Source organism: Pseudomonas sp. SDO5271_S396 (assembly GCF_054071795.1).
The window spans coordinates 1-18,921 of the sequence record NZ_JBSVWB010000074.1; the positions used below are offsets into that span (position 1 = coordinate 1).

At 62.2% G+C, this 18,921-nt stretch carries 16 protein-coding genes; 5 read left to right on the top strand and 11 right to left on the bottom strand.

The features are described from left to right. Nucleotides 1-84: 84 nt before the first annotated feature. The 10 genes from purH to ACW9IN_RS28515 form a co-directional block, all read right to left on the bottom strand. Nucleotides 85-1,692: a bifunctional phosphoribosylaminoimidazolecarboxamide formyltransferase/IMP cyclohydrolase gene (gene purH, locus ACW9IN_RS28470; protein WP_457368974.1), complete on the bottom strand. Its 1,608-nt coding sequence runs from the start codon at nt 1,690-1,692 to the stop codon at nt 85-87. A gap of 82 nt (nt 1,693-1,774) precedes the next feature. Beyond that, entirely contained in the window at nt 1,775-2,095 is a 321-nt protein-coding gene (gene fis / locus ACW9IN_RS28475; protein ID WP_457343504.1) for a DNA-binding transcriptional regulator Fis, read from the bottom strand. Further along, nucleotides 2,092-3,105, bottom strand: coding sequence for a tRNA dihydrouridine synthase DusB (gene dusB / locus ACW9IN_RS28480; protein ID WP_457368975.1), 1,014 nt, complete (start codon nt 3,103-3,105; stop codon nt 2,092-2,094). Before dusB ends, fis begins: the two co-directional genes overlap by 4 nt. A 186-nt stretch (nt 3,106-3,291) precedes the next feature. Continuing rightward, nucleotides 3,292-4,524, bottom strand: a complete 1,233-nt coding sequence (locus tag ACW9IN_RS28485; protein ID WP_457368976.1) for a DUF3426 domain-containing protein — start codon at nt 4,522-4,524, stop codon at nt 3,292-3,294. A gap of 30 nt (nt 4,525-4,554) precedes the next feature. Continuing rightward, nucleotides 4,555-5,433 carry a 50S ribosomal protein L11 methyltransferase gene (gene prmA, locus ACW9IN_RS28490; protein ID WP_457368977.1) on the bottom strand — a complete coding sequence of 293 codons (879 nt, stop codon included), beginning with the start codon at nt 5,431-5,433 and terminating at the stop codon, nt 4,555-4,557. A 284-nt stretch (nt 5,434-5,717) separates the two neighbouring features. After that, nucleotides 5,718-7,079, bottom strand: a complete 1,362-nt coding sequence (accC, locus tag ACW9IN_RS28495) for an acetyl-CoA carboxylase biotin carboxylase subunit (RefSeq protein ID WP_457368978.1) — start codon at nt 7,077-7,079, stop codon at nt 5,718-5,720. A 17-nt stretch (nt 7,080-7,096) separates the two neighbouring features. After that, nucleotides 7,097-7,561, bottom strand: a complete 465-nt coding sequence (gene accB / locus ACW9IN_RS28500) for an acetyl-CoA carboxylase biotin carboxyl carrier protein (RefSeq protein ID WP_457368979.1) — start codon at nt 7,559-7,561, stop codon at nt 7,097-7,099. 24 nt (nt 7,562-7,585) lie between these two features. Beyond that, complete coding sequence (gene aroQ / locus ACW9IN_RS28505; protein WP_457368980.1) at nt 7,586-8,041, bottom strand: type II 3-dehydroquinate dehydratase; 456 nt, start codon at nt 8,039-8,041, stop codon at nt 7,586-7,588. Nucleotides 8,042-8,252: 211 nt separating this feature from the next. Beyond that, nucleotides 8,253-10,214, bottom strand: coding sequence for a methyl-accepting chemotaxis protein (locus tag ACW9IN_RS28510; RefSeq protein ID WP_457368981.1), 1,962 nt, complete (start codon nt 10,212-10,214; stop codon nt 8,253-8,255). A 53-nt stretch (nt 10,215-10,267) separates the two neighbouring features. Next, nucleotides 10,268-11,938, bottom strand: coding sequence for a diguanylate cyclase (locus tag ACW9IN_RS28515; RefSeq protein ID WP_457368982.1), 1,671 nt, complete (start codon nt 11,936-11,938; stop codon nt 10,268-10,270). A gap of 296 nt (nt 11,939-12,234) precedes the next feature. Here ACW9IN_RS28515 and ACW9IN_RS28520 point away from each other — a divergent pair, with 296 nt between their 5' ends. From ACW9IN_RS28520 to ACW9IN_RS28540, 5 genes are all read left to right on the top strand, one after another. Continuing rightward, a complete protein-coding gene (locus ACW9IN_RS28520) occupies nt 12,235-13,302 on the top strand; it encodes a DUF2333 family protein (RefSeq protein WP_457368983.1) in 1,068 nt (355 codons plus the stop codon). A gap of 2 nt (nt 13,303-13,304) precedes the next feature. Beyond that, a complete protein-coding gene (locus ACW9IN_RS28525) occupies nt 13,305-13,841 on the top strand; it encodes an NUDIX hydrolase (protein WP_457368984.1) in 537 nt (178 codons plus the stop codon). 196 nt (nt 13,842-14,037) lie between these two features. Continuing rightward, nucleotides 14,038-14,409 (top strand): translation initiation factor Sui1, encoded by a 372-nt coding sequence (locus ACW9IN_RS28530; RefSeq protein WP_457368985.1) that lies wholly within the window; start codon nt 14,038-14,040, stop codon nt 14,407-14,409. A 143-nt stretch (nt 14,410-14,552) separates the two neighbouring features. Further along, nucleotides 14,553-16,466 carry an arginine decarboxylase gene (gene speA / locus ACW9IN_RS28535; RefSeq protein ID WP_457368986.1) on the top strand — a complete coding sequence of 638 codons (1,914 nt, stop codon included), beginning with the start codon at nt 14,553-14,555 and terminating at the stop codon, nt 16,464-16,466. A 154-nt stretch (nt 16,467-16,620) separates the two neighbouring features. Then, on the top strand, nt 16,621-17,514 hold the full coding sequence (locus ACW9IN_RS28540; protein ID WP_457368987.1) for an alpha/beta hydrolase: 894 nt from the start codon (nt 16,621-16,623) through the stop codon (nt 17,512-17,514). On the opposite strand, the gene ACW9IN_RS28545 is transcribed toward ACW9IN_RS28540, so the two are convergent. Next, entirely contained in the window at nt 17,459-18,796 is a 1,338-nt protein-coding gene (locus tag ACW9IN_RS28545; protein ID WP_457368988.1) for an MATE family efflux transporter, read from the bottom strand. The genes ACW9IN_RS28540 and ACW9IN_RS28545 overlap by 56 nt on opposite strands. Nucleotides 18,797-18,921 lie beyond the last annotated feature (125 nt).

An 18,921-nucleotide genomic window follows, 5' to 3' on the forward strand; every position in this document is an offset into this window, starting at 1 on the left:
ACTCGGTGTATCGGATGCACCGAGTCGATGCCATCGCAGGCAAGCCAGCTCCCACACAAGCCAGGGCCCACCGGCTGTGTTGGATCAGTGGCGGAAGTGGCGCATGCCGGTGAACACCATGGCGATGCCGGCTTCGTCCGCTGCAGCGATCACTTCAGCATCACGCATCGAACCACCCGGCTGGATCACCGCGGTCACGCCGGCTTTCGCGGCGTTGTCCAGGCCGTCACGGAACGGGAAGAACGCATCGGAAGCCATTACCGAACCCACCACCTGCAAACCGGCGTGCTCGGCCTTGATCGCGGCGATGCGCGCGGAGTTCACGCGGCTCATCTGGCCGGCGCCGACACCGATGGTCTGGCGATTCTTGGCGTAGACGATGGCGTTGGATTTGACGTACTTGGCCACTTTCCAGGCGAAGATCAGGTCGTTGATCTCTTGCTCGGTCGGCGCGCGCTTGGTCACGACTTTCAGGTCTTGGCTGCCGATCATGCCGATGTCGCGGCTCTGCACCAGCAAGCCGCCGTTGACGCGCTTGTAGTCCCAGGCAGCGGCGCGGTCAGCCGACCACTCGCCACAGGCCAGCAGGCGGACGTTGGCTTTGGCCGCCACGATGGCGCGGGCTTCCTCGCTGACGCTTGGGGCGATGATCACTTCGACGAACTGACGGTCGACGATGGCCTTGGCGGTCTCGGCGTCCAGTTCACGGTTGAAGGCGATGATGCCGCCGAAGGCCGACTCGGTGTCGGTGGCGTAGGCCAGTTCGTAGGCCTGGCGGATACCGCCTTCTGCGTCCGGGCTGACGGCCACGCCGCACGGGTTGGCGTGCTTGACGATCACACAGGCCGGCTTGACGAAGCTCTTCACGCATTCCAGCGCGGCGTCGGTGTCGGCCACGTTGTTGTACGACAGCTCCTTGCCCTGCAGTTGGGTCGCGGTGGCGATACCCACTTCGGCAGGCTTGGCTTCCACGTAGAACGCCGCGCTCTGGTGCGGGTTCTCGCCGTAGCGCATTTCCTGGGCCTTGATGAACTGGCTGTTGAAGGTGCGCGGGAACTGGGTGCGGCCTTCGGTGCTGAGGGTGTCGGCGGCCTGGTTCACGGTGCCCATGTAGTTGGCGATCATGCCGTCGTAGGCGGCGGTGTGTTCGAACGCCTTGAGCATCAGGTCGAAGCGCTGGGCGTAGGTCAAACCGCCGGCCTTGAGGCTTTCCAGCACGTTGGCGTAGTCGCTGGCGTTGACCACGATGGCCACGTCTTTGTGGTTCTTGGCAGCCGAGCGCACCATGGTCGGGCCGCCGATATCGATGTTCTCGATGGCGGTCGGCAGGTCGCAGCCTGGCTTGTTGATGGTGGCTTCGAACGGGTAGAGGTTCACGGCGACCAGGTCGATCGGCTTGATGCCGTGTTCGGCCATGATCGCGTCATCGGTGCCGCGACGGCCCAGAATGCCGCCGTGGATTTTCGGGTGCAGGGTCTTGACCCGACCGTCCATCATTTCTGCGAAACCGGTGTAGTCCGCCACTTCCACTGCGGCCACGCCGTTGTCCTGCAGCAGTTTGAAGGTCCCGCCCGTGGAGAGGATTTCCACGCCCAGGGCTTCCAGCTCCCGGGCAAATTCGAGGATGCCGGTCTTGTCGGAAACGCTGATCAAGGCGCGGCGGATCGGCAGGCGGGTAGTCTGGTCGGTCATTTCAATTTCCATCAAAAGCAAAGGAGTCAGCAAAAAAGGCGACCGTTTTTTACGCGGGCGCCTTTCTGGTTTGATTGAATGCTTACAGCAAATCGTATTGCTTGAGCTTTTTGCGCAGGGTGCCACGGTTGAGGCCCAGCAGCTCACTGGCTTTGGTCTGGTTGCCCTTGACGTAGTTCATCACGCTTTCGAGCAAGGGCGCCTCGACTTCGGAGAGCACCAGGTTGTACACGTCCGTGACTTGAGCGCCCTCAAGGTGGGCGAAATAATTGTGCAGCGCCTTCTCGACACTCCCGCGAAGGGTCTGGCCTTCTTCGCTCGGCGTGTTGAGGTGCTGTTTCAAATTGACGTTGTCGCTCACGGGTGTTGTTCCACTCACTAAAGTCTCGGTCATCATCGTCATGCGGCCACCCCCTCTCCGTCCCCTGTCCCCAGGCTCTTGTAACGCTCGCCGAAGAACTCACGAACGTTGGCGCACTGTGCTTCCCTATCATCCAAACGATTGAAGTGGGCGCGAAACTCCCTGGCGCCCGGCAGGGTTGCGAGATACCAGCCGACATGCTTGCGAGCAATGCGTACTCCCATCACGTCTCCATAGAAGGCGTGCAGGGCGGCCAGATGCTCTAGCAGAATACGTTCCACCTCGATCAGCTCCGGTGCCGGCAGGATGTCGCCGGTACGCAGAAAATGCTCGATCTCACGAAAAATCCATGGACGCCCCTGGGCGGCCCGGCCAATCAACAGGCCGTCGGCACCGGTGGCGTGCAGCACGCGCCGGGCTTTCTCGGCCGAGTCGATATCGCCATTGGCAAACACCGGCATCGACACCGCCTGCTTGATCGCGGCAATGGTGTCGTACTCGGCTTCACCGGTGTACAGATCGGCGCGGGTGCGGCCATGCACCGCCAGCGCTGTAATACCCGCCTGCTCGGCGATCTTCGCCACCGTCAGGCCATTCTTGTTCTCCCGGTCCCAGCCGGTGCGAATCTTCAGGGTGACCGGCACATCGACTGCGGCGACAACGGCCTGCAGGATCTCGGCAACCAACTGCTCATCTTTCAACAGGGCGGAACCGGCGGCCTTGTTGCAGACCTTCTTGGCCGGGCAACCCATGTTGATGTCAATGATCTGCGCCCCCAACTCCACGTTGGCCCGGGCCGCATCCGCCAGCATTTGCGCATCACCGCCGGCGATCTGTACCGAGCGTGGCTCGGGATCACCTTCGTGAATCATGCGCATCCGCGACTTGCGGGTGTTCCACAAACTCATGTCGCTGGTGACCATTTCCGAGACTACAAGGCCCGCGCCCAATCGTTTGCACAACTGACGAAAGGGCTGGTCGGTGACGCCCGCCATCGGGGCGAGAATCAAGCCGTTCTGCAATGTGTATGGGCCGATGCGTACCGCCGACATAGGACTTCCCTGTTGTGGGGCCGGATCATTAGAGTTCGAAAAAGGGTTGGCATGATACCCGCTCTCGATGACTGGATAAAGGCTGAATTGGATAAAATCTGAGCAGTTATTTCTTTATCGCCGCCGGTTTGGTTGCGCAAGGCGAAGTCAATAATCTGCCGTCAAACGCTCGAAGCCTGAACCGATTCACTCGGGTGAATGGAAACTCAGGCTGTAATTCACGGCTTTATTGCCTGGATCGAGGATATCCAGGGAAATATGGATGGGCGTCTGCGAGGGCATTTCGCTGACCCCGGCCAGTTCGCCGCTGAGGTATTCGGCGGGTTTGAAGCGACGACTGGCAATCAGGCTGCCGTTCAGGTCGGCGAAACGCAGCTCCAGCAGCGGGAAGGGCTGGGAGAAGGTGGCGCGGTTGTAGATGATCGCATCCACCACCAGCGCACCGGCGAAGTCCGGATGGCTGCGCACCACCAGGTTGCTGCTCTTGATATGGGCGATGTCGACCCGCGATGGCACGGTGCAGCCCAGTTTCGGGCACAGCTCTTGAAACCATGGGCGGTAGGCGTCCTGGCGGGCCAGGTCGTCGAACTGATAGGCGATGAACTGCCCGGCAAGGCCGGCGGCGGCGATCAGCACCAGCAGCAGCCAGATCAGGCGACGGCCCCAGCCCGACGGGCGTTTTTGTGCGTACAGGTGCAGCGGATCGTCTTCCAGGTCCTGAAGCACGTCGTCGTGGACACTGGCTTGGGCGCGCGGGCGCTTGCGACGGGGCAGTAGGCGTTCTTCGGGCTCGGGGTCTGCCGCCGGGGTCAGGGGCGTGAACGGCGGGTCGATGTCGTCATCTTCCGGCGTTGAGCGCAGTGGCGGCTCGTCGTCGATATCGTCGGCGTGAAACGACATGGACGGTTCGGTGCGCTCCCGGGGCGCGGGAGTGGTCGCGGGTTCAGGTTCGTCTTGCGCGGCTTGGATTCGCTCTTGCGGCGGCTCGCTGAACAGGCTGGCCGCCCACTTTTCTTCCTCGGCCTTGACCGTGTCACGGCTGGCGCTGAGGCTGTCATCCTTTTGTCGGCGGTCGTTGCCCGGCTGACGGCGTTCCGCGCCGACGGGCAAGGTGTGCTGAATCTCGCGGCGTTCCAGCTTGGCCAGTTCTTCGTCCAGGTCCAGGTTGTCCAGGTCCAGCTCTTCGGCGGTCCACTGCTTCTGGCTGATGACCCGCGGCGCCTCGGCGGTTGGTGTTTCCGGCGACGACGATTGTGGTGCAGGCCCGCCGGCTCGCTGTTCGAGCAACTGGCGAGCGGCGTTGAACACTTGCAGGCACGAGCCGCAGCGAACCACGCCACGAGCCACGCTCAATTGAGCATGGCTGACGCGAAAGCGAGCTTGGCAATGCGGGCACTGGGTGACGAAACTGTCGGTCATGCGGCCATCCGATTCAGGCAAGCGCTTATTCTAGCGCCGACGACCGCTGATGCGTACCCAACCGTCGCGGTTGGCGATCGGGTCCAGGTCGAAATCCTGCGCATAGGCGGCGGCCACGTCTTCACCCTGCTCGGCGAGGATGCCCGACAGCGCCAGGCGGCCGCCCGGCTTGACCAGGCTCGACAGCTGCGGCGCCAGGGAGACCAGCGGCCCGGCGAGGATATTGGCCACCAGCACGTCAGCCTGTACCTGGGGCAATTGCTCCGGCAGGTAGAGCGGGAATTTGCGCTCAGGGATGTTGTTGCGCCCGGCGTTGTCGCGGGAAGCCTCCAGGGCCTGCACGTCGATATCGGTACCCACGGCCTCCTTGGCGCCCAGCAACAGGGCGGCAATGGCCAGGATCCCCGAGCCGCAGCCGAAGTCCAGTACGTGGCTGTCGGTCAGGTCCTGGCCGTCCAGCCATTCCAGGCACAGTGCGGTGGTGGGGTGGGTGCCGGTGCCGAAGGCCAGGCCCGGGTCCAGCAGCAGGTTGACGGCGCCAGGCTCCGGCGCAGCGTGCCAGCTCGGCACGATCCACAGGCGCTGGCCGAAGCGCATCGGTTGGAAGTTGTCCATCCAGCTGCGTTCCCAGTCCTGGTCTTCGATGACTTCGCTGTGATGTTCCGGCAACGGGCCGCCGGTGAGCAGTTCCATGTGGGCCAGCACGGCGGCAGCGTCGGTGCCGTCTTCGAACAGGGCCAGCAAATGGGTGTGGGACCACAGTGGAGTGGTGTTCAGTTCCGGCTCGAAGATCGGCTGGTCTTCGGCGTCCATGAAGGTGACGGACACGGCGCCCACTTCGAGGAACGCGTCTTCATAGGTTTCGGCTTGTTCTGGGCTGATGGCGAGACGGACTTGCAGCCAAGGCATGGCGGGCACCTTTGAAAAAATGAGTGTGCAGCGGGGAGAGGCTGCGAAAGCGCGCAAGTTTACGCGAGCGACGGGCAGAAGACGACACCACTGATGGCACTCGGTCCAAATGTGGGAGCTGGCTTGCCTGCGATAGCATCATCCCGGTTTGACTGATGGACCGAGGTGCCAGCATCGCGGGCAAGCCCGGCTCCCACAAAAGCCAGCTACCCCAGGGTTTTGTGGTGATTTTGTATTCCGGAAACAACAAAACCGCCCGAAGGCGGTTTTGTTGGGTGGAACGCTTACTGGTTGGCCAGCTTGTGCTCGAGGTAGTGAATGTTCACGCCCCCTTCGCAGAAGCCTTCATCGCGAACCAGCTCCCGGTGCAGCGGGATGTTGGTCTTGATGCCGTCGACCACGATTTCGTCCAGTGCGTTGCGCATGCGGGCCATGGCCTCGTCACGCGTGGCGCCCCAGGTGATCAGCTTGCCGATCAGCGAGTCGTAGTTGGACGGAACCTTGTAGCCGCTGTACAGGTGCGAATCGACGCGAACGCCGTTGCCGCCTGGCGCGTGGAAGTGCTTGACCAGGCCCGGGCTCGGGATAAAGGTCTTCGGATCTTCCGCGTTGATGCGGCATTCCAGCGAGTGGCCGTGCAGCTTCACGTCGTCCTGAGTGAACGACAGTTTGTTGCCGGCGGCGATGCTGAGCATCTCCTTGACGATGTCGATACCGGTCACCATCTCCGATACCGGGTGCTCTACCTGTACTCGAGTGTTCATCTCGATGAAGTAGAAGCGACCGTTCTCGTACAGGAACTCGAAAGTGCCCGCGCCACGGTAGTTGATGTCGATGCACGCCTTGACGCAGCGAGCCAGTACTTCCTGACGCGCTTTTTCGTCCAGGCCGGGCGCCGGAGCTTCTTCCAGTACCTTCTGGTGACGGCGTTGCAGCGAGCAGTCACGGTCGCCCAGGTGGATGGCGTGACCCTGGCCGTCGGACAGTACCTGAACTTCCACGTGACGTGGGTTGGTCAGGTATTTTTCCAGGTAGACCATCGGGTTGTTGAACCAGGCGCCTGCTTCGGAGCGGGTCTGCTTGGCCGCTTCGATCAGGTCTTCCTCTTTGTGCACCACGCGCATGCCGCGACCACCACCGCCACCGGCGGCCTTGATGATCACCGGGTAACCCACTTCGCGACCGATGCGCAGAGCGGTTTCCTCGTCTTCAGGCAGTGGGCCGTCGGAACCTGGAACGGTGGGCACGCCGGCAGCGATCATGGCTTCCTTGGCGGAAACCTTGTCGCCCATCAGGCGAATGGTCTCGGCTTTGGGGCCGATGAAGGTGAAACCGGACTTTTCCACCTGGTCAACGAAGTCGGCGTTTTCCGCAAGGAAGCCGTAGCCCGGGTGGATCGCGGTAGCGCCGGTCACTTCGGCGGCAGCAATGATGCTTGGGACTTTCAGGTACGAGTTCGTCGCCAGGGGCGGGCCGATGCAGATGCTTTCGTCCGCCAGTTTCACGTGCATCAGTTCCGAGTCGGCCGTTGAATAAACAGCGACGGTCTTGATGCCTTGTTCCTTACAGGCACGCAGGATTCGCAGGGCGATCTCACCGCGGTTGGCGATCAGGACTTTTTCCAGTTTCTTCGCAGGTTTCAACATCGAAGGCGCTCCGCGGTTCAAACGATGGTGAACAGCGGCTGGTCGTACTCAACCGGCTGACCGTTTTCTACCAGGATGGATTCGATCACACCGGCTTTCTCGGCGGTGATGTGGTTCATCATCTTCATCGCTTCGACGATGCACAGGGTGTCGCCGACTTTCACGGTCTGGCCCACTTCCACAAAGGCTGGGGAAGTTGGCGCCGGGGTGCGGTAGAAGGTACCGACCATTGGCGACTTGACCACGAAACCGTTCAGCGCAGGGGCAGCTGGAGCCGCCGGTGCGGCAGCGGCAGCAGGAGCAGCAACTGGCGCGGCAGCCACAGGTGCAGGTGCCTGCACTTGTGGTGCGTAGTAAGGCTGGGCCGGGGTCTTGCTGTGGCGGCTGATCCGTACGGATTCTTCGCCTTCCTTGATTTCCAGCTCGTCGATACCGGATTCTTCCAGCAGCTCGATCAGTTTCTTGACTTTACGAATGTCCATCAATCATCCACTCCAAAGGGTCGGTCAGGGGCGCTTGGCCTGTTCTTCAAGCTGTTCCAGGGCGGCCTCCAAGGCCAGTCGGTAACCGCTGGCGCCAAGGCCGCAGATCACTCCTACCGCAACGTCGGAGAAGTAGGAGTGATGGCGGAAAGGTTCGCGTTTGTGCACGTTCGACAGATGCACTTCGATGAATGGGATGCTCACCGCCAGCAATGCGTCACGTAATGCAACACTTGTGTGTGTAAAAGCAGCGGGATTGATCAGGATAAAGTCCACGCCTTCACCGCGCGCGGCGTGGATCCGATCAATCAGTTCGTACTCGGCATTGCTTTGCAGATACATCAAATGATGGCCGGCTTCACGTGCCCGTCGCTCCAGATCGAGGTTGATCTGATCGAGGGTCACTGCCCCGTAGACGCCCGGTTCACGGGTGCCGAGCAGGTTCAGGTTGGGTCCGTGAAGAACCAGTAAGGTCGCCATCGGCTGTTCCTTGTTATTTGATGTGGGTACGACAGAACCCGGCGACTATGCCGCAAAGCCTTTGTGACTGTCCAGTTCTATGCAGTAGGCAGCACGATTAGCGAGGATAGCGAAAAATTTGTGACTAGGGGCCGGGATTCGGTCATTGGCAATGCAGTTTCGCAATCGGCGCAGCTCCCACAGGTTGATCTCTATTTGATCCGTGAGCGCGTCAAACGCGAAACGCCTGCACGGCAGTATTGAGCTGCCCACCCAGCACCAGCAGATGCTCGCCCTGGCTACGGCCCTGGCCGATGCGCAACAGGTTGTCCTCACCCAACTGATGAATGCGTTCACTGTTGTCTCGAATCTCACTGACGGCGCCACTCTGCTGTGCAGTCACATCGGCGATGCGCACGGCGGTGTCGGAAATGGTCTGGATCGCGCTGACGATTTCATCCAGCGCGCCATCCGCGGCCTGGGCCTGCTGGGCGGTGGCTTCGGCGTGCTCCACCTGGGCGCGCATGCCTTCCACCGATTGATGGGCGGCGCTTTGCAGGCCGGCGATCAGGGCCTGAATCTCGGCCGTGGCCCCGGCAGTGCGCTGGGCCAGGGAGCGCACTTCGTCGGCGACCACCGCAAAGCCGCGCCCGGCTTCACCAGCGCGCGCGGCTTCGATGGCGGCGTTGAGCGCCAGCAGGTTGGTCTGGTCGGCAATCGAGCGAATCACTGTCAGCACGCCGCCGATGGTGGCGGACTCTTCGGCAAGTTTCTCGATCATCTGCGCGTTTTGCTGCACTTCGCCCACCAGTGCATGCAAACCGGTGAGACTCAGGCCGATCACCCGTTGGCCCTGTTCCACTGCCTGGCCGGCACTGCGGCTGGCACCGGCAGCCTGGCTGGCGTCGCCGGCCACTTGTTGGATGGTCGCTTCCAGTTCGCCCAGCGAGTCGCGAATCTGCGCGGTGTCACCGGCCTGGCGCTCGGCACCGTCGTGCAGGCCAGTGCTCAGTTCGGCCAGGGCGCGGCTGCTGCCGGCCACTTCTTCGGCATTGCCACGAATGGTGCCCACCAGGTCCACCAGATAAGCACGCAGGCGGTTGAGCGAGGCCTCGATATCGTGCAGCTCGCGGTTGGTCTTGCCCAAGGCGATCGGCTGGCTGAAGTCGCCTTCGGCCCAGATCGACAGGGCGGGTGCCAGGTTGGTCAGCACGCGGGCCAGGCGCCGTTGCAACGTGTCGATCAATAGCGCGATCAGCAGGATCAGGCCGATCATCACGCCCTGCATCAGACGCACTTCGCCCTGGATCTTGCCGTGTTGCGCACGCACCACTGGCTCCAGGCCGGCGATGGCCTGTTGCACGGCGTCGATCTTCAGGCGGGTGCCTGCGGCCAGGTCGGCGCGTTGCTGGATCTGGTCGCGGGTGCGCTTGAGTTCGGCGGGGTAGCGGGTGAGCAAGCTGTTGAGTTCGCGCTTGAGGTCGACGCCGGTGTCCTGAACTTCAGTCTTTTCGCTGTTTTCCAGGCCCATCAGGGCAGAAAAATCATCGGCACTGGATTCGGCGCTGGCCTTGACGCCCAGCAGCGGCAGTTGCTCCAGTACCTCGGCCTGACTGCGGATACTGGCGACTTCGCGTTCCACATCATCGGCCAGCTCCGCACGCCCGCTGCTCACCAGCTTGTCGCGGGCCAGGGACAGTTTGCCCAGGTGTTGCGACGCCGCCAGCAACGGCGGCAGGTAGCGTGCTGCTTCCGGAGAATTCACGCCGGTGGCGTACTGGCTCAGTTGTTCCAGGTTGGCCCCCAGCTCGCGCTCGGCTTGCAACAACAATGCTTGAGGGTCGCCGGCGAGTTTGCCGGCGGCCAGCAGATCGGTCTTGCTGAAGGTGTCCAGTTCCACCAGGCTGGGGCGCAGGTTTTGCGCCAACTCGGCGGGCAGCTCATTGAGGTGCTGCAGCAGGCTTTCCAGGCTCTGGCTGGCACTGCTCAAACGCAGGGCGTCGCCGCTGGCCAGGTAGTCATCGATATTGCGTGCAGCCTGGTTCTGAAAGGTCTGCGACAGGCCCAGGTAGCGCTCCATCAGCAGATAAGGTCGCTCCAGCGCGCGTTGCGACCACCACAGGGTCGCGCCAAGCGCCAGGCACACGGCCACCAGCAAGAGGGTATTGAAATTGGTCAGCAGCTTCAGGCGCATGCGGGGTATCAACCGACAGCAGGAGATAAGTGCCTGAAGTTATTGCGTTTTCGTTACAGGGTTATGACGGAATCAGTGGATTCCGGTGAAAAGATGGCACTTTGCTTTGATGCGCGTGCGGCGTGAACGCGGTTGCGTCCGGCATCCTTGGCCCGGTACAGCGCCTCGTCGGCCTGGGCCGCCATCATCAGGCTGTCGGAGTTTTCGCCCATCTCCACCACGCCCGCGCTGAACGTGCACCACAGGTCCTGGGGCTGGGCCGGGTAATGGATTTCGGCGAAGCGTCCGCGGATTTCGTCGAGCACCTTGCAGGCCGCGTCCAGGTCGGTGTCGGGCATCACGATGGCGAACTCTTCGCCGCCGTAGCGCCCGATGAAGTCGGTCTTGCGCAGGCGCTGCTTGAGAAACAATGCCAGGCTTTTGATCACCCGGTCACCCATGGGGTGGCCGTGGCTGTCGTTGACCCGCTTGAAATGGTCGATGTCGAGCATCGCAAAGCTCAGCGGCTTGTTCTCGCGGCGGGCGCGGAAGCTGCAGTCTTCGAGCAATTGCAGGATATGGGTGTGGTTGTACAACCCGGTCAGGCTGTCGCGCACCATCCGGGCCTTGAGGTTGCGCGCCCGCGCCGCGCGGTTTCGCACGGTGGTGATCAGGTGGCGCGGTTTGATCGGTTTGGTGAGGAAGTCGTCGCCGCCTTCGCTCATGGCGTCCAGTTGCTTGTCCAGGTCGTCTTCGGCCGACAGATAGATGATCGGCACGCTCACATAGCGGTCGTTGTGGCGGATCACCTTGGCCAGTTCGGTGCCGGTGCAGGCGGGCATGTACATGTCGAGGATGATCAGGTCGGGCTGGAAATCCGCCAGTTCGGCCATGGCCTGGATCGGTTCGATCAGCGTGCGGGTGACGATGCCGGCGCTGTTGAGCAGTCGTTCGGTGTGCAGCGCCTGGGCGCGCGAGTCGTCGATGATCAGCACTTTATAGGGTTCGTACTGGGCGACGCAGGTCAGCACTTCGATCTTTTCCAGCAGGCTTGAGGCTTCCAGCGTGCCGGTCAGGAACTCCTGGCCTCCGGCGCGCACGGCGGCCAGGCGGGTGGGCGTGTCGGTTTCGTGCAGGCTGAAAAACAGCAGCGGCAGCTTTTGCTCCAGACCTTCCTGGGCTTCGGCGGCGAGCTTGAGGCCCAGGCCGGCGCCGCAGAAATCCACGTCCATCACGATTGCCGACGGCAAGCGCTCGGCCATCGAGGCGCGAAACGCCGCCACGCTGTCCAGGGATTGTGCGCTCAGCCCAAAGAATTCCAGTTGCTTGGCCAGGCGTTCGGCACGGTCGTGATCGGCCAGCATCACGTAGATCGGCTTGCGCATCGGCGGCAGGAACGTCTGTTCCAGCTGGTCGCCCTGACGCAGGCCGGTGCGGGACAGGCGCTGCATCAAACGGTTGAGTTCGGTGATCAGCTGGCTGCTCAGGCGCCCACGGTTGTCATCCACGGCCTTGAGCGATTCGCCAATGTGTCGTGCGAGCTGGCCGTGCTCCGGCTGCTCGAAACGCTCGGCAAAACGCAGCAGGCGCAGGTTGGCTTCGCTGAGTTCGGATAGATCGGCGCTCGACCACTCGCTGCGTTGCAGGCGCTGCCAGATCTCAAGAATTTGACGTGCCTGATGAATTACCCGCTGGGCAAAATGCAGCTTGAGGCGCTCACGGCTGGGGTCTTCTGGCTCGGTCATATCCTGACTACTAGTTAGGGTGCATGCTGAGGTCGACTGATGGCTCTATGCTAGCACCTCTTTTCCATAGGATGAGTGTCATACGTCAATTAACTGCATATCCCGGTTATTCAGTTATTGACCTGTGGGTCGCACAGCGCAAAAAGCGTGCATCCTTTATAGTCGAACCTTCCCGGCGCGCCAGTTTCACAAAAGCCCCGCACGGGCGGGCACGATGGGGTAGGGTTGTGGTCGGAGTGTTTGAACGCACCCGGACAAAGACGTGCATGAACTCAAGTGATTGAAAGGATATCGCCATGCTGGACTGGAAAAACCGCGCAGGCACCGACAAAGGCCCTGCTCCTGAACCCAAGTCGGCCAACCGCGGCTATTTGCGCACGGTGCTGATGAGCCGTGCCGTGCTCAGCGTGCTCGGCCTGTACCTGTTGGTCACCGGCGCCCTGGGGTGGTACTGGAGCGAAGAGCCGGCGCTGTTTCCGGTCCAGCAAAATGCCCAACTGGCGGCTGAAAAAGACGGCAAGCAGATGGTGGTGGGTTTCACCACCGTCGAAACCCTCAAGACGGTGGTCGGCACCTTGCTGAACAAGCCGGGCGGCTACATTTCCAACGACCGTTTCCCGCCGGGCCTGTGGATGGACAACATGCCGAGTTGGGAATACGGCGTGCTGGTGCAAGTGCGTGACCTGACCCGTGCCTTGCGTAAAGACTTCGCCCGTTCCCAGTCGCAGTCGGCGGAAGATGCCGACCTGGCCAAGGCCGAGCCGCGTTTCAACTTCGACAATAAGAGCTGGGTACTGCCGTCCAGCGAATCGGAATATCAGGAGGGCATCAATTCCCTGAGCCGCTATGAAGCGCGCCTGTCCGATCCGAACCAGAAAGGCGCGCTGTTCTACGCGCGTGCCGACAACCTGAACAACTGGCTGGGGGACGTCGCGACCCGTCTGGGTTCGCTGTCGCAGCGCCTGTCGGCCAGTGTGGGTCGGGTGAAACTCAATACCGCGCTGAAAACCGAAGCACTGGCGCCGGGTGAAGTGCCGCAGGTCGACGAAGAAGTGGTGGAAACTCCGTGGATGCAGATCGACAACGTGTTCTACGAAGCCCGTGGCCAGGCGTGGGCCTTGTCCCACTTGCTGCGCGCCATTGAGGTCGACTTTGCCGACGTGCTGGCCAAGAAAAACGCCACGGTCAGCGTGCGCCAGATCATTCGCGAGCTGGAAGCCTCGCAGGAGCCGGTGTGGAGCCCGATGATCCTCAATGGCAGCGGCTTCGGCGTGTTGGCCAACCATTCGCTGGTCATGGCCAACTATATTTCCCGGGCCAACGCCGCAGTGATCGATTTGCGTCAGTTGCTCAACCAGGGTTGATGATGGACGCGACTCAAAAAGAGGCTGCGCACCGTGCGGCCTCTGATGCCGAACTGATCTGCTGGGTCGACGAACAGGACAACCTGCTCGGAGCCCTGGTCAGGTCCGACCTGCGCCAACGCGGCTTGATTGGCCGTTGCACCTTTATCTTTCTGTTCAATTCGGCGGGTGAGCTGTGCGTGCATCGGCGCACCCTGAGCAAGGCCATGTACCCCGGTTTCTGGGACACGGCCGCCGGAGGAATGGTGGCGGTGGGCGAGAGTTATGCCGATTCGGCGGCCCGCGAGCTGGAAGAGGAATTGGGCGTTCACGGGGTCGAGTTGCTGGAGCACGACCATTTCTACTTTGAAGATGGCGACAGCCGGCTCTGGTGCAAATCCTACTCCGCGGTGTGGGACGGAGCGCTGCGACTGCAACCGGAAGAGGTGATGGAAGCGCGCTTTTTACCCCTTGAAATCGTCCTGCGAGAGGCAGAACAAAAGCCCTACTGCCCGGACGCCCAGGAAGGGTTGCGACGCTATCTGGCGTCACGTCGCTAAAGTTGCATAAATTGGCGCGATTTGGCTCTTAGCAAGCCGGCTTTTTGCCGTTACACTGCGCGACTTTTCACCCGAGCCGCCCTGTCTTTACTGGGGAGGGCGGTTCGGTAGCGCTGCCCCTGCCTGAGTGGGGCTTCGCGGTCAGTCATCCCTTCGCGGAGGCTGATCAGTCTTCATCCTCCCAAGAGGATTGCCGGTGGCCAAAAAAGCCGCATCCTTCGCCGCCCTTGGTGGCCTGGTGTTTTCCACCGACGCAGGTCGACACTGCCCGGACTGTCGTCAGCCCGTGGATTCGTGTACCTGCAAACAGACCCTGATCCCTGAAGGCGACGGTATTGCCCGCGTGCGACGCGAGAGCAAGGGCCGTGGCGGCAAGACGGTGACCACCATCACCGGCGTGCCCCTGGCGGCTGAACCGCTCAAGGAACTGGCCACCACGCTGAAAAAGCGCTGTGGTACCGGTGGCGCGTTGAAAGACGGGGTCATCGAGATCCAGGGCGATCACGTCGAGCTGTTGTTGGCCGAGCTGATCAAGCTCGGGTACAAGGCCAAGAAGTCCGGCGGCTGAAGGCCTCTTCCCAACCTGTGTCTAAACTCTGTCCTGCGCGTGGGGTCCTACCTTGCACGCAGGCAAATCGTCATTTTCATTCTTTAGACTGCGCCAGCCTCTGATAGGGGCGGTGCCTTCGACTTCATTTATAGGGGACTTCGATGTCCGTACGACGCACACGCAAAGACGATGGCAGCCAATGGACAGTTGCGGACAGCCGCAGTGTTTACGGGATTCGCCATTGGGGGGCCGGGTATTTCGCGATCAATGAAGCCGGTCGCGTAGAAGTTCGTCCGAACGGCCCGAACAGCACGCCCGTCGACCTGTACGAGCAAGTCGACGAGCTGCGCAAGAGTGGCCTGTCGTTGCCGCTGCTGGTGCGCTTCCCCGACATCCTGCAAGACCGCGTGCGCCAACTGACCGGCGCCTTCGATGCGAACATCGAGCGCCTGGAATACCAGAGCAAGTACACCGCGCTGTACCCGATCAAGGTGAACCAGCAGGAAGCGGTGATCGAAAACATCATCGCCACCCAGAACGTCTCCATCGGCCTGGAAGCCGGCTCCAAGCCGGAGCTGCTGGCCGTGCTGGCCCTGGCGCCGAAGGGCGGCACCATCGTGTGCAACGGTTACAAGGACCGCGAGTTCATCCGTCTGGCACTGATGGGCCAGAAACTCGGCCACAACGTGTTCATCGTGATCGAGAAAGAATCCGAAGTCGGCCTGGTGATCGAAGAGGCAGCGAGCCTCAAGGTCAAACCCCAGGTTGGCCTGCGCGTGCGTCTGTCGTCCCTCGCGTCGAGCAAGTGGGCGGACACCGGCGGCGAGAAATCCAAGTTCGGCCTGTCGGCGGCGCAACTGTTGTCGGTGGTCGAGCGCTTCCGCGCAGCGGGCCTGGACCAGGGCATTCGCTTGCTGCACTTCCACATGGGCTCGCAGATCGCCAACCTGGCCGACTACCAGCACGGCTTCAAGGAAGCCATTCGTTACTACGGCGAACTGCGCAACCTCGGCCTGCCGGTGGACCACATCGACGTGGGTGGCGGCCTGGGCGTGGACTACGACGGCACGCACTCGCGTAACGCCAGCTCCATCAACTACGACATGGACGACTACGCCGGCGTGGTCGTGGGCATGCTCAAGGAATTCTGCGATGCGCAGAGCCTGCCGCACCCGCACATCTTCTCCGAAAGCGGCCGCTCCCTGACTGCCCACCACGCCATGCTGGTGGTGCAGGTCACCGACGTCGAAAAGCACAACGACGAAGTGCCGCTGATCGAGAACAAGGAAGCCCTGCCGGAAACCGTGCAATGGCTGGTGGACCTGCTGGGTCCGACCGACATCGAGATGGTCACCGAAACCTACTGGCGCGCCACCCACTATATGAGCGACGTGGCTGCCCAGTACGCCGACGGTAAGCTGACCCTGGCTGAAAAAGCCCTGGCCGAGCAGTGCTACTTCGCCGTGTGCCGCCGCCTGCACAACTCGCTCAAAGCCCGCCAGCGCTCGCACCGCCAAGTGCTGGACGAACTCAACGACAAGCTGGCCGACAAGTACATCTGCAACTTCTCGGTGTTCCAGAGCCTGCCGGACACCTGGGCCATCGGCCAGGTATTGCCGATCCTGCCGCTGCACCGCCTCGACGAAGAGCCGCTGCGCCGCGCGGTATTGCAGGACCTGACCTGCGACTCCGACGGCAAGATCAAGCAGTACGTCGACGAGCAGAGCATCGAGACCAGCCTGCCGGTGCATGCCCTGAACGAGGGTGAAGACTACTTGCTGGGCATCTTCCTGGTGGGCGCCTACCAGGAAATCCTCGGCGATATGCACAACCTGTTCGGCGACACCGACTCGGTGAATATCTACCAGCGTGAAGACGGTTCGGTGTACAGCGCCGGTATCGAGACCCACGACACCATCGAAGACATGCTGCGCTACGTGCACCTGTCGCCGGAGGAGTTGATGACGCATTACCGGGATAAATGTGCGAGCGCGAAGATCAGCGCCAGTGAACGCACCCAGTTCCTCGACGCCTTGCGCCTGGGCCTGACCCGCTCGTCGTACCTGTCCTCGTAAATGAAGTGACCCGGCTCAAATGTGGGAGCCGGGCTTGCCCGCGATGGCGGTGTGTCAGCAGAAGAGTGGTTGTCTGACACTCTGCTATCGCAGGCAAGCCAGCTCCCACATTTGGATCTCCATCTTGCGGGACCTTTTGTGTGGGGGCTGGACGATGTCGAGCAAACTCTTGCAAGCATTCACCCTGGCACTCGCCGCCTTCCTGGCGGCCTGCTCCCCCATCAAAGTGCTCAACGCACTCACGCCTTCCAGTACTTTCACCAAGACCTCCGCGATCGCCTATGGCGACGACCCTCGCCAGACACTCGATATCTACCGACCGCTCCCTGTCATTTCCAACGCCCCCGTCGTGGTGTTCTTCTACGGCGGCAGCTGGAACAGCGGCTCAAAGGACGATTACGGTTTCGTCGGCGAAGCACTGGCTTCACGAGGCATCGTGGTGGTGATCGCCGACTACCGGCTCTACCCGCAAGTGCGATACCCCGCCTTTCTCCAGGACGGTGCCCGAGCGGTGGCCTGGACCCGTCAACACATCGCCGAATATGGGGCGGACCCCAAGCAGCTCTATTTGATGGGTCACAGCTCCGGCGCCTACAACGCGTCGATGCTGGCACTGGATGCGCGTTGGTTGAATGCCGTGGGGTTGTCGCCAGCGATGCTCAAGGGATGGATCGGTCTGGCCGGGCCGTATGACTTCCTGCCGATTGAAAACCCGGACGTGAAACCGGTGTTCTTCTTTCCCGATTCACCACCGGACTCCCAGCCGATCCATCACATCAGCCATGACGCGCCACCGGCCTTGTTGATTGCCGCGACAGATGACGACCTGGTCGACCCCAAGCGCAACACCGGCGGGCTGGCGGAGCGGCTACGGGCCGCCGGCGTAGCGGTGCAGGTGTTCTATTTCGACCGGCCCAGCCATCGCACGCTGGTGGCAGCGCTGGCAAAACCCCTGCGCTGGCTGGCGCCGGTGCGCGAGCGTGTCACGGGCTTTATCCAAGCCACTGATCCTGACGGTTCAAGCGCCAGGCAATCGCCCACAAAGTGAGGCTGCGCAGGGCCATGAACAGCAGGAAGGCGAGCCACAGGCCGTGGTTGCCCAAACCCTGCAACGCCCACGCGAAGGGCAGTGTCAGCAAGACCGTCAGCAGCATGCCATTGCGCATCTCCCGTGCGCGGGTGGCGCCGATGAACAGGCCGTCCAGCAAGTAACTCCACACCGCAATCAACGGCAGTATGGCGAGGTAAGGCAGATAGATATCCGCTGTGTCGCGCACGCTGGGGATATCGGTCTGCATGGCGATAAACAGGTGGCCGGCCACGGCGAACAGCAGGGCAAAGCCCAGGCTGGCGATCAGTGACCAGCCGCCGGCCACCACCAGCGAGCGGCGCAATGCATGGCGGTCGTGGGCGCCGATGGCGTGGCCGCACAGCGCTTCCACCGCATGGGCCAGTCCATCCAGGGCGTGGGCGGTCAGCAGCAGGCCGTTGAGCAGCAGCGCGTTGGCGGCCACGGTGGCATCGCCCAGGCGCGCGCCCTGCACCGTGATCATGAAAAACACCGACTGCAACGCCAGGCTACGGATGAAAATGTCGCGGTTCACCGCCAGCAGCGGGCGCCAGCTCTGCCACACCCTCAGCGCGGCCCAGGCGATATGCCCGGGGTAGGCGCGCAGGGCTTTTTGCGTCATCGCCAGGCCGAGCAGGGCGCCGGTCCATTCAGCGACAACCGAGGCGCGGGCGGAGCCGACGACGCCCCAGTCCAGACCCAGGACGAACCACAGGTTCAGGGCGATGTTGACCAGGTTGGTGGTCAGCAGAATCGCCAATGGCGCACGGGCGTTCTGCGTGCCGAGGAACCAGCCCACCAGCGCATAGCTGGCCAGTGCGGCGGGCAGGCCGAACAGGCGGGTGTGGAAGAATTCGCGGGTCAGTTGGTTCAGTTCGGGGGAGGGCTGCATCCATTCCAGCGCCAGGTGGCTCAACGGAGTACCCACCGTGCCCAGCACCGTCGCCAGCCCCAGCGCCAGCAGCAAACCTTGCAGCAGGATCTGCCGCAGCGCCGCCCCGTCATTGCGTCCGGCGGCTTGCGCGGCAAACCCGGTGGAACCCATGCGCAGGAAGCCCATGGCCCAGGCCAGGAAGGTATACAGGCTGGCGCCGACAGCGACCGCGCCCAACTGGTGGGCGTGGGGCAGATGGCCGATGACCATGCTGTCCACCAGGGCTACCAGCGGTACCGAGATGTTCGACAGAATCATCGGTGCGGCCAGGGCCCAGACGCGGCGATGGGTGGGGCGGTGGCGCCAGTCGGTGAGTACGGTAGACATGCGGGCTCCTTGAGGGCTCGCATTGTAACCGGCCCTAAGCAACACAGCAGGACCAATGTGGGAGCTGGCTTGCCTGCGATAGCGGTGGGTCAGCCAGGGGAGATGTGGCTGAAAAACCGCCATCG

Bases quoted from the DNA above. Each gene is read 5' to 3' on its own strand.
- ACW9IN_RS28485 (WP_457368976.1), bottom strand. From the start codon at position 4,524: ATGACCGACAGTTTCGTCACCCAGTGCCCGCATTGCCAAGCTCGCTTT.
- ACW9IN_RS28520 (WP_457368983.1), top strand. From the start codon at position 12,235: ATGCTGGACTGGAAAAACCGCGCAGGCACCGACAAAGGCCCTGCTCCT.
- ACW9IN_RS28545 (WP_457368988.1), bottom strand. From the start codon at position 18,796: ATGTCTACCGTACTCACCGACTGGCGCCACCGCCCCACCCATCGCCGC.
- prmA (WP_457368977.1), bottom strand. From the start codon at position 5,433: ATGCCTTGGCTGCAAGTCCGTCTCGCCATCAGCCCAGAACAAGCCGAA.
- ACW9IN_RS28515 (WP_457368982.1), bottom strand. From the start codon at position 11,938: ATGACCGAGCCAGAAGACCCCAGCCGTGAGCGCCTCAAGCTGCATTTT.
- ACW9IN_RS28525 (WP_457368984.1), top strand. From the start codon at position 13,305: ATGGACGCGACTCAAAAAGAGGCTGCGCACCGTGCGGCCTCTGATGCC.
- speA (WP_457368986.1), top strand. From the start codon at position 14,553: ATGTCCGTACGACGCACACGCAAAGACGATGGCAGCCAATGGACAGTT.
- accC (WP_457368978.1), bottom strand. From the start codon at position 7,079: ATGTTGAAACCTGCGAAGAAACTGGAAAAAGTCCTGATCGCCAACCGC.
- purH (WP_457368974.1), bottom strand. From the start codon at position 1,692: ATGACCGACCAGACTACCCGCCTGCCGATCCGCCGCGCCTTGATCAGC.
- dusB (WP_457368975.1), bottom strand. From the start codon at position 3,105: ATGTCGGCGGTACGCATCGGCCCATACACATTGCAGAACGGCTTGATT.
- ACW9IN_RS28510 (WP_457368981.1), bottom strand. From the start codon at position 10,214: ATGCGCCTGAAGCTGCTGACCAATTTCAATACCCTCTTGCTGGTGGCC.
- aroQ (WP_457368980.1), bottom strand. From the start codon at position 8,041: ATGGCGACCTTACTGGTTCTTCACGGACCCAACCTGAACCTGCTCGGC.
- ACW9IN_RS28540 (WP_457368987.1), top strand. From the start codon at position 16,621: ATGTCGAGCAAACTCTTGCAAGCATTCACCCTGGCACTCGCCGCCTTC.
- fis (WP_457343504.1), bottom strand. From the start codon at position 2,095: ATGACGATGATGACCGAGACTTTAGTGAGTGGAACAACACCCGTGAGC.
- accB (WP_457368979.1), bottom strand. From the start codon at position 7,561: ATGGACATTCGTAAAGTCAAGAAACTGATCGAGCTGCTGGAAGAATCC.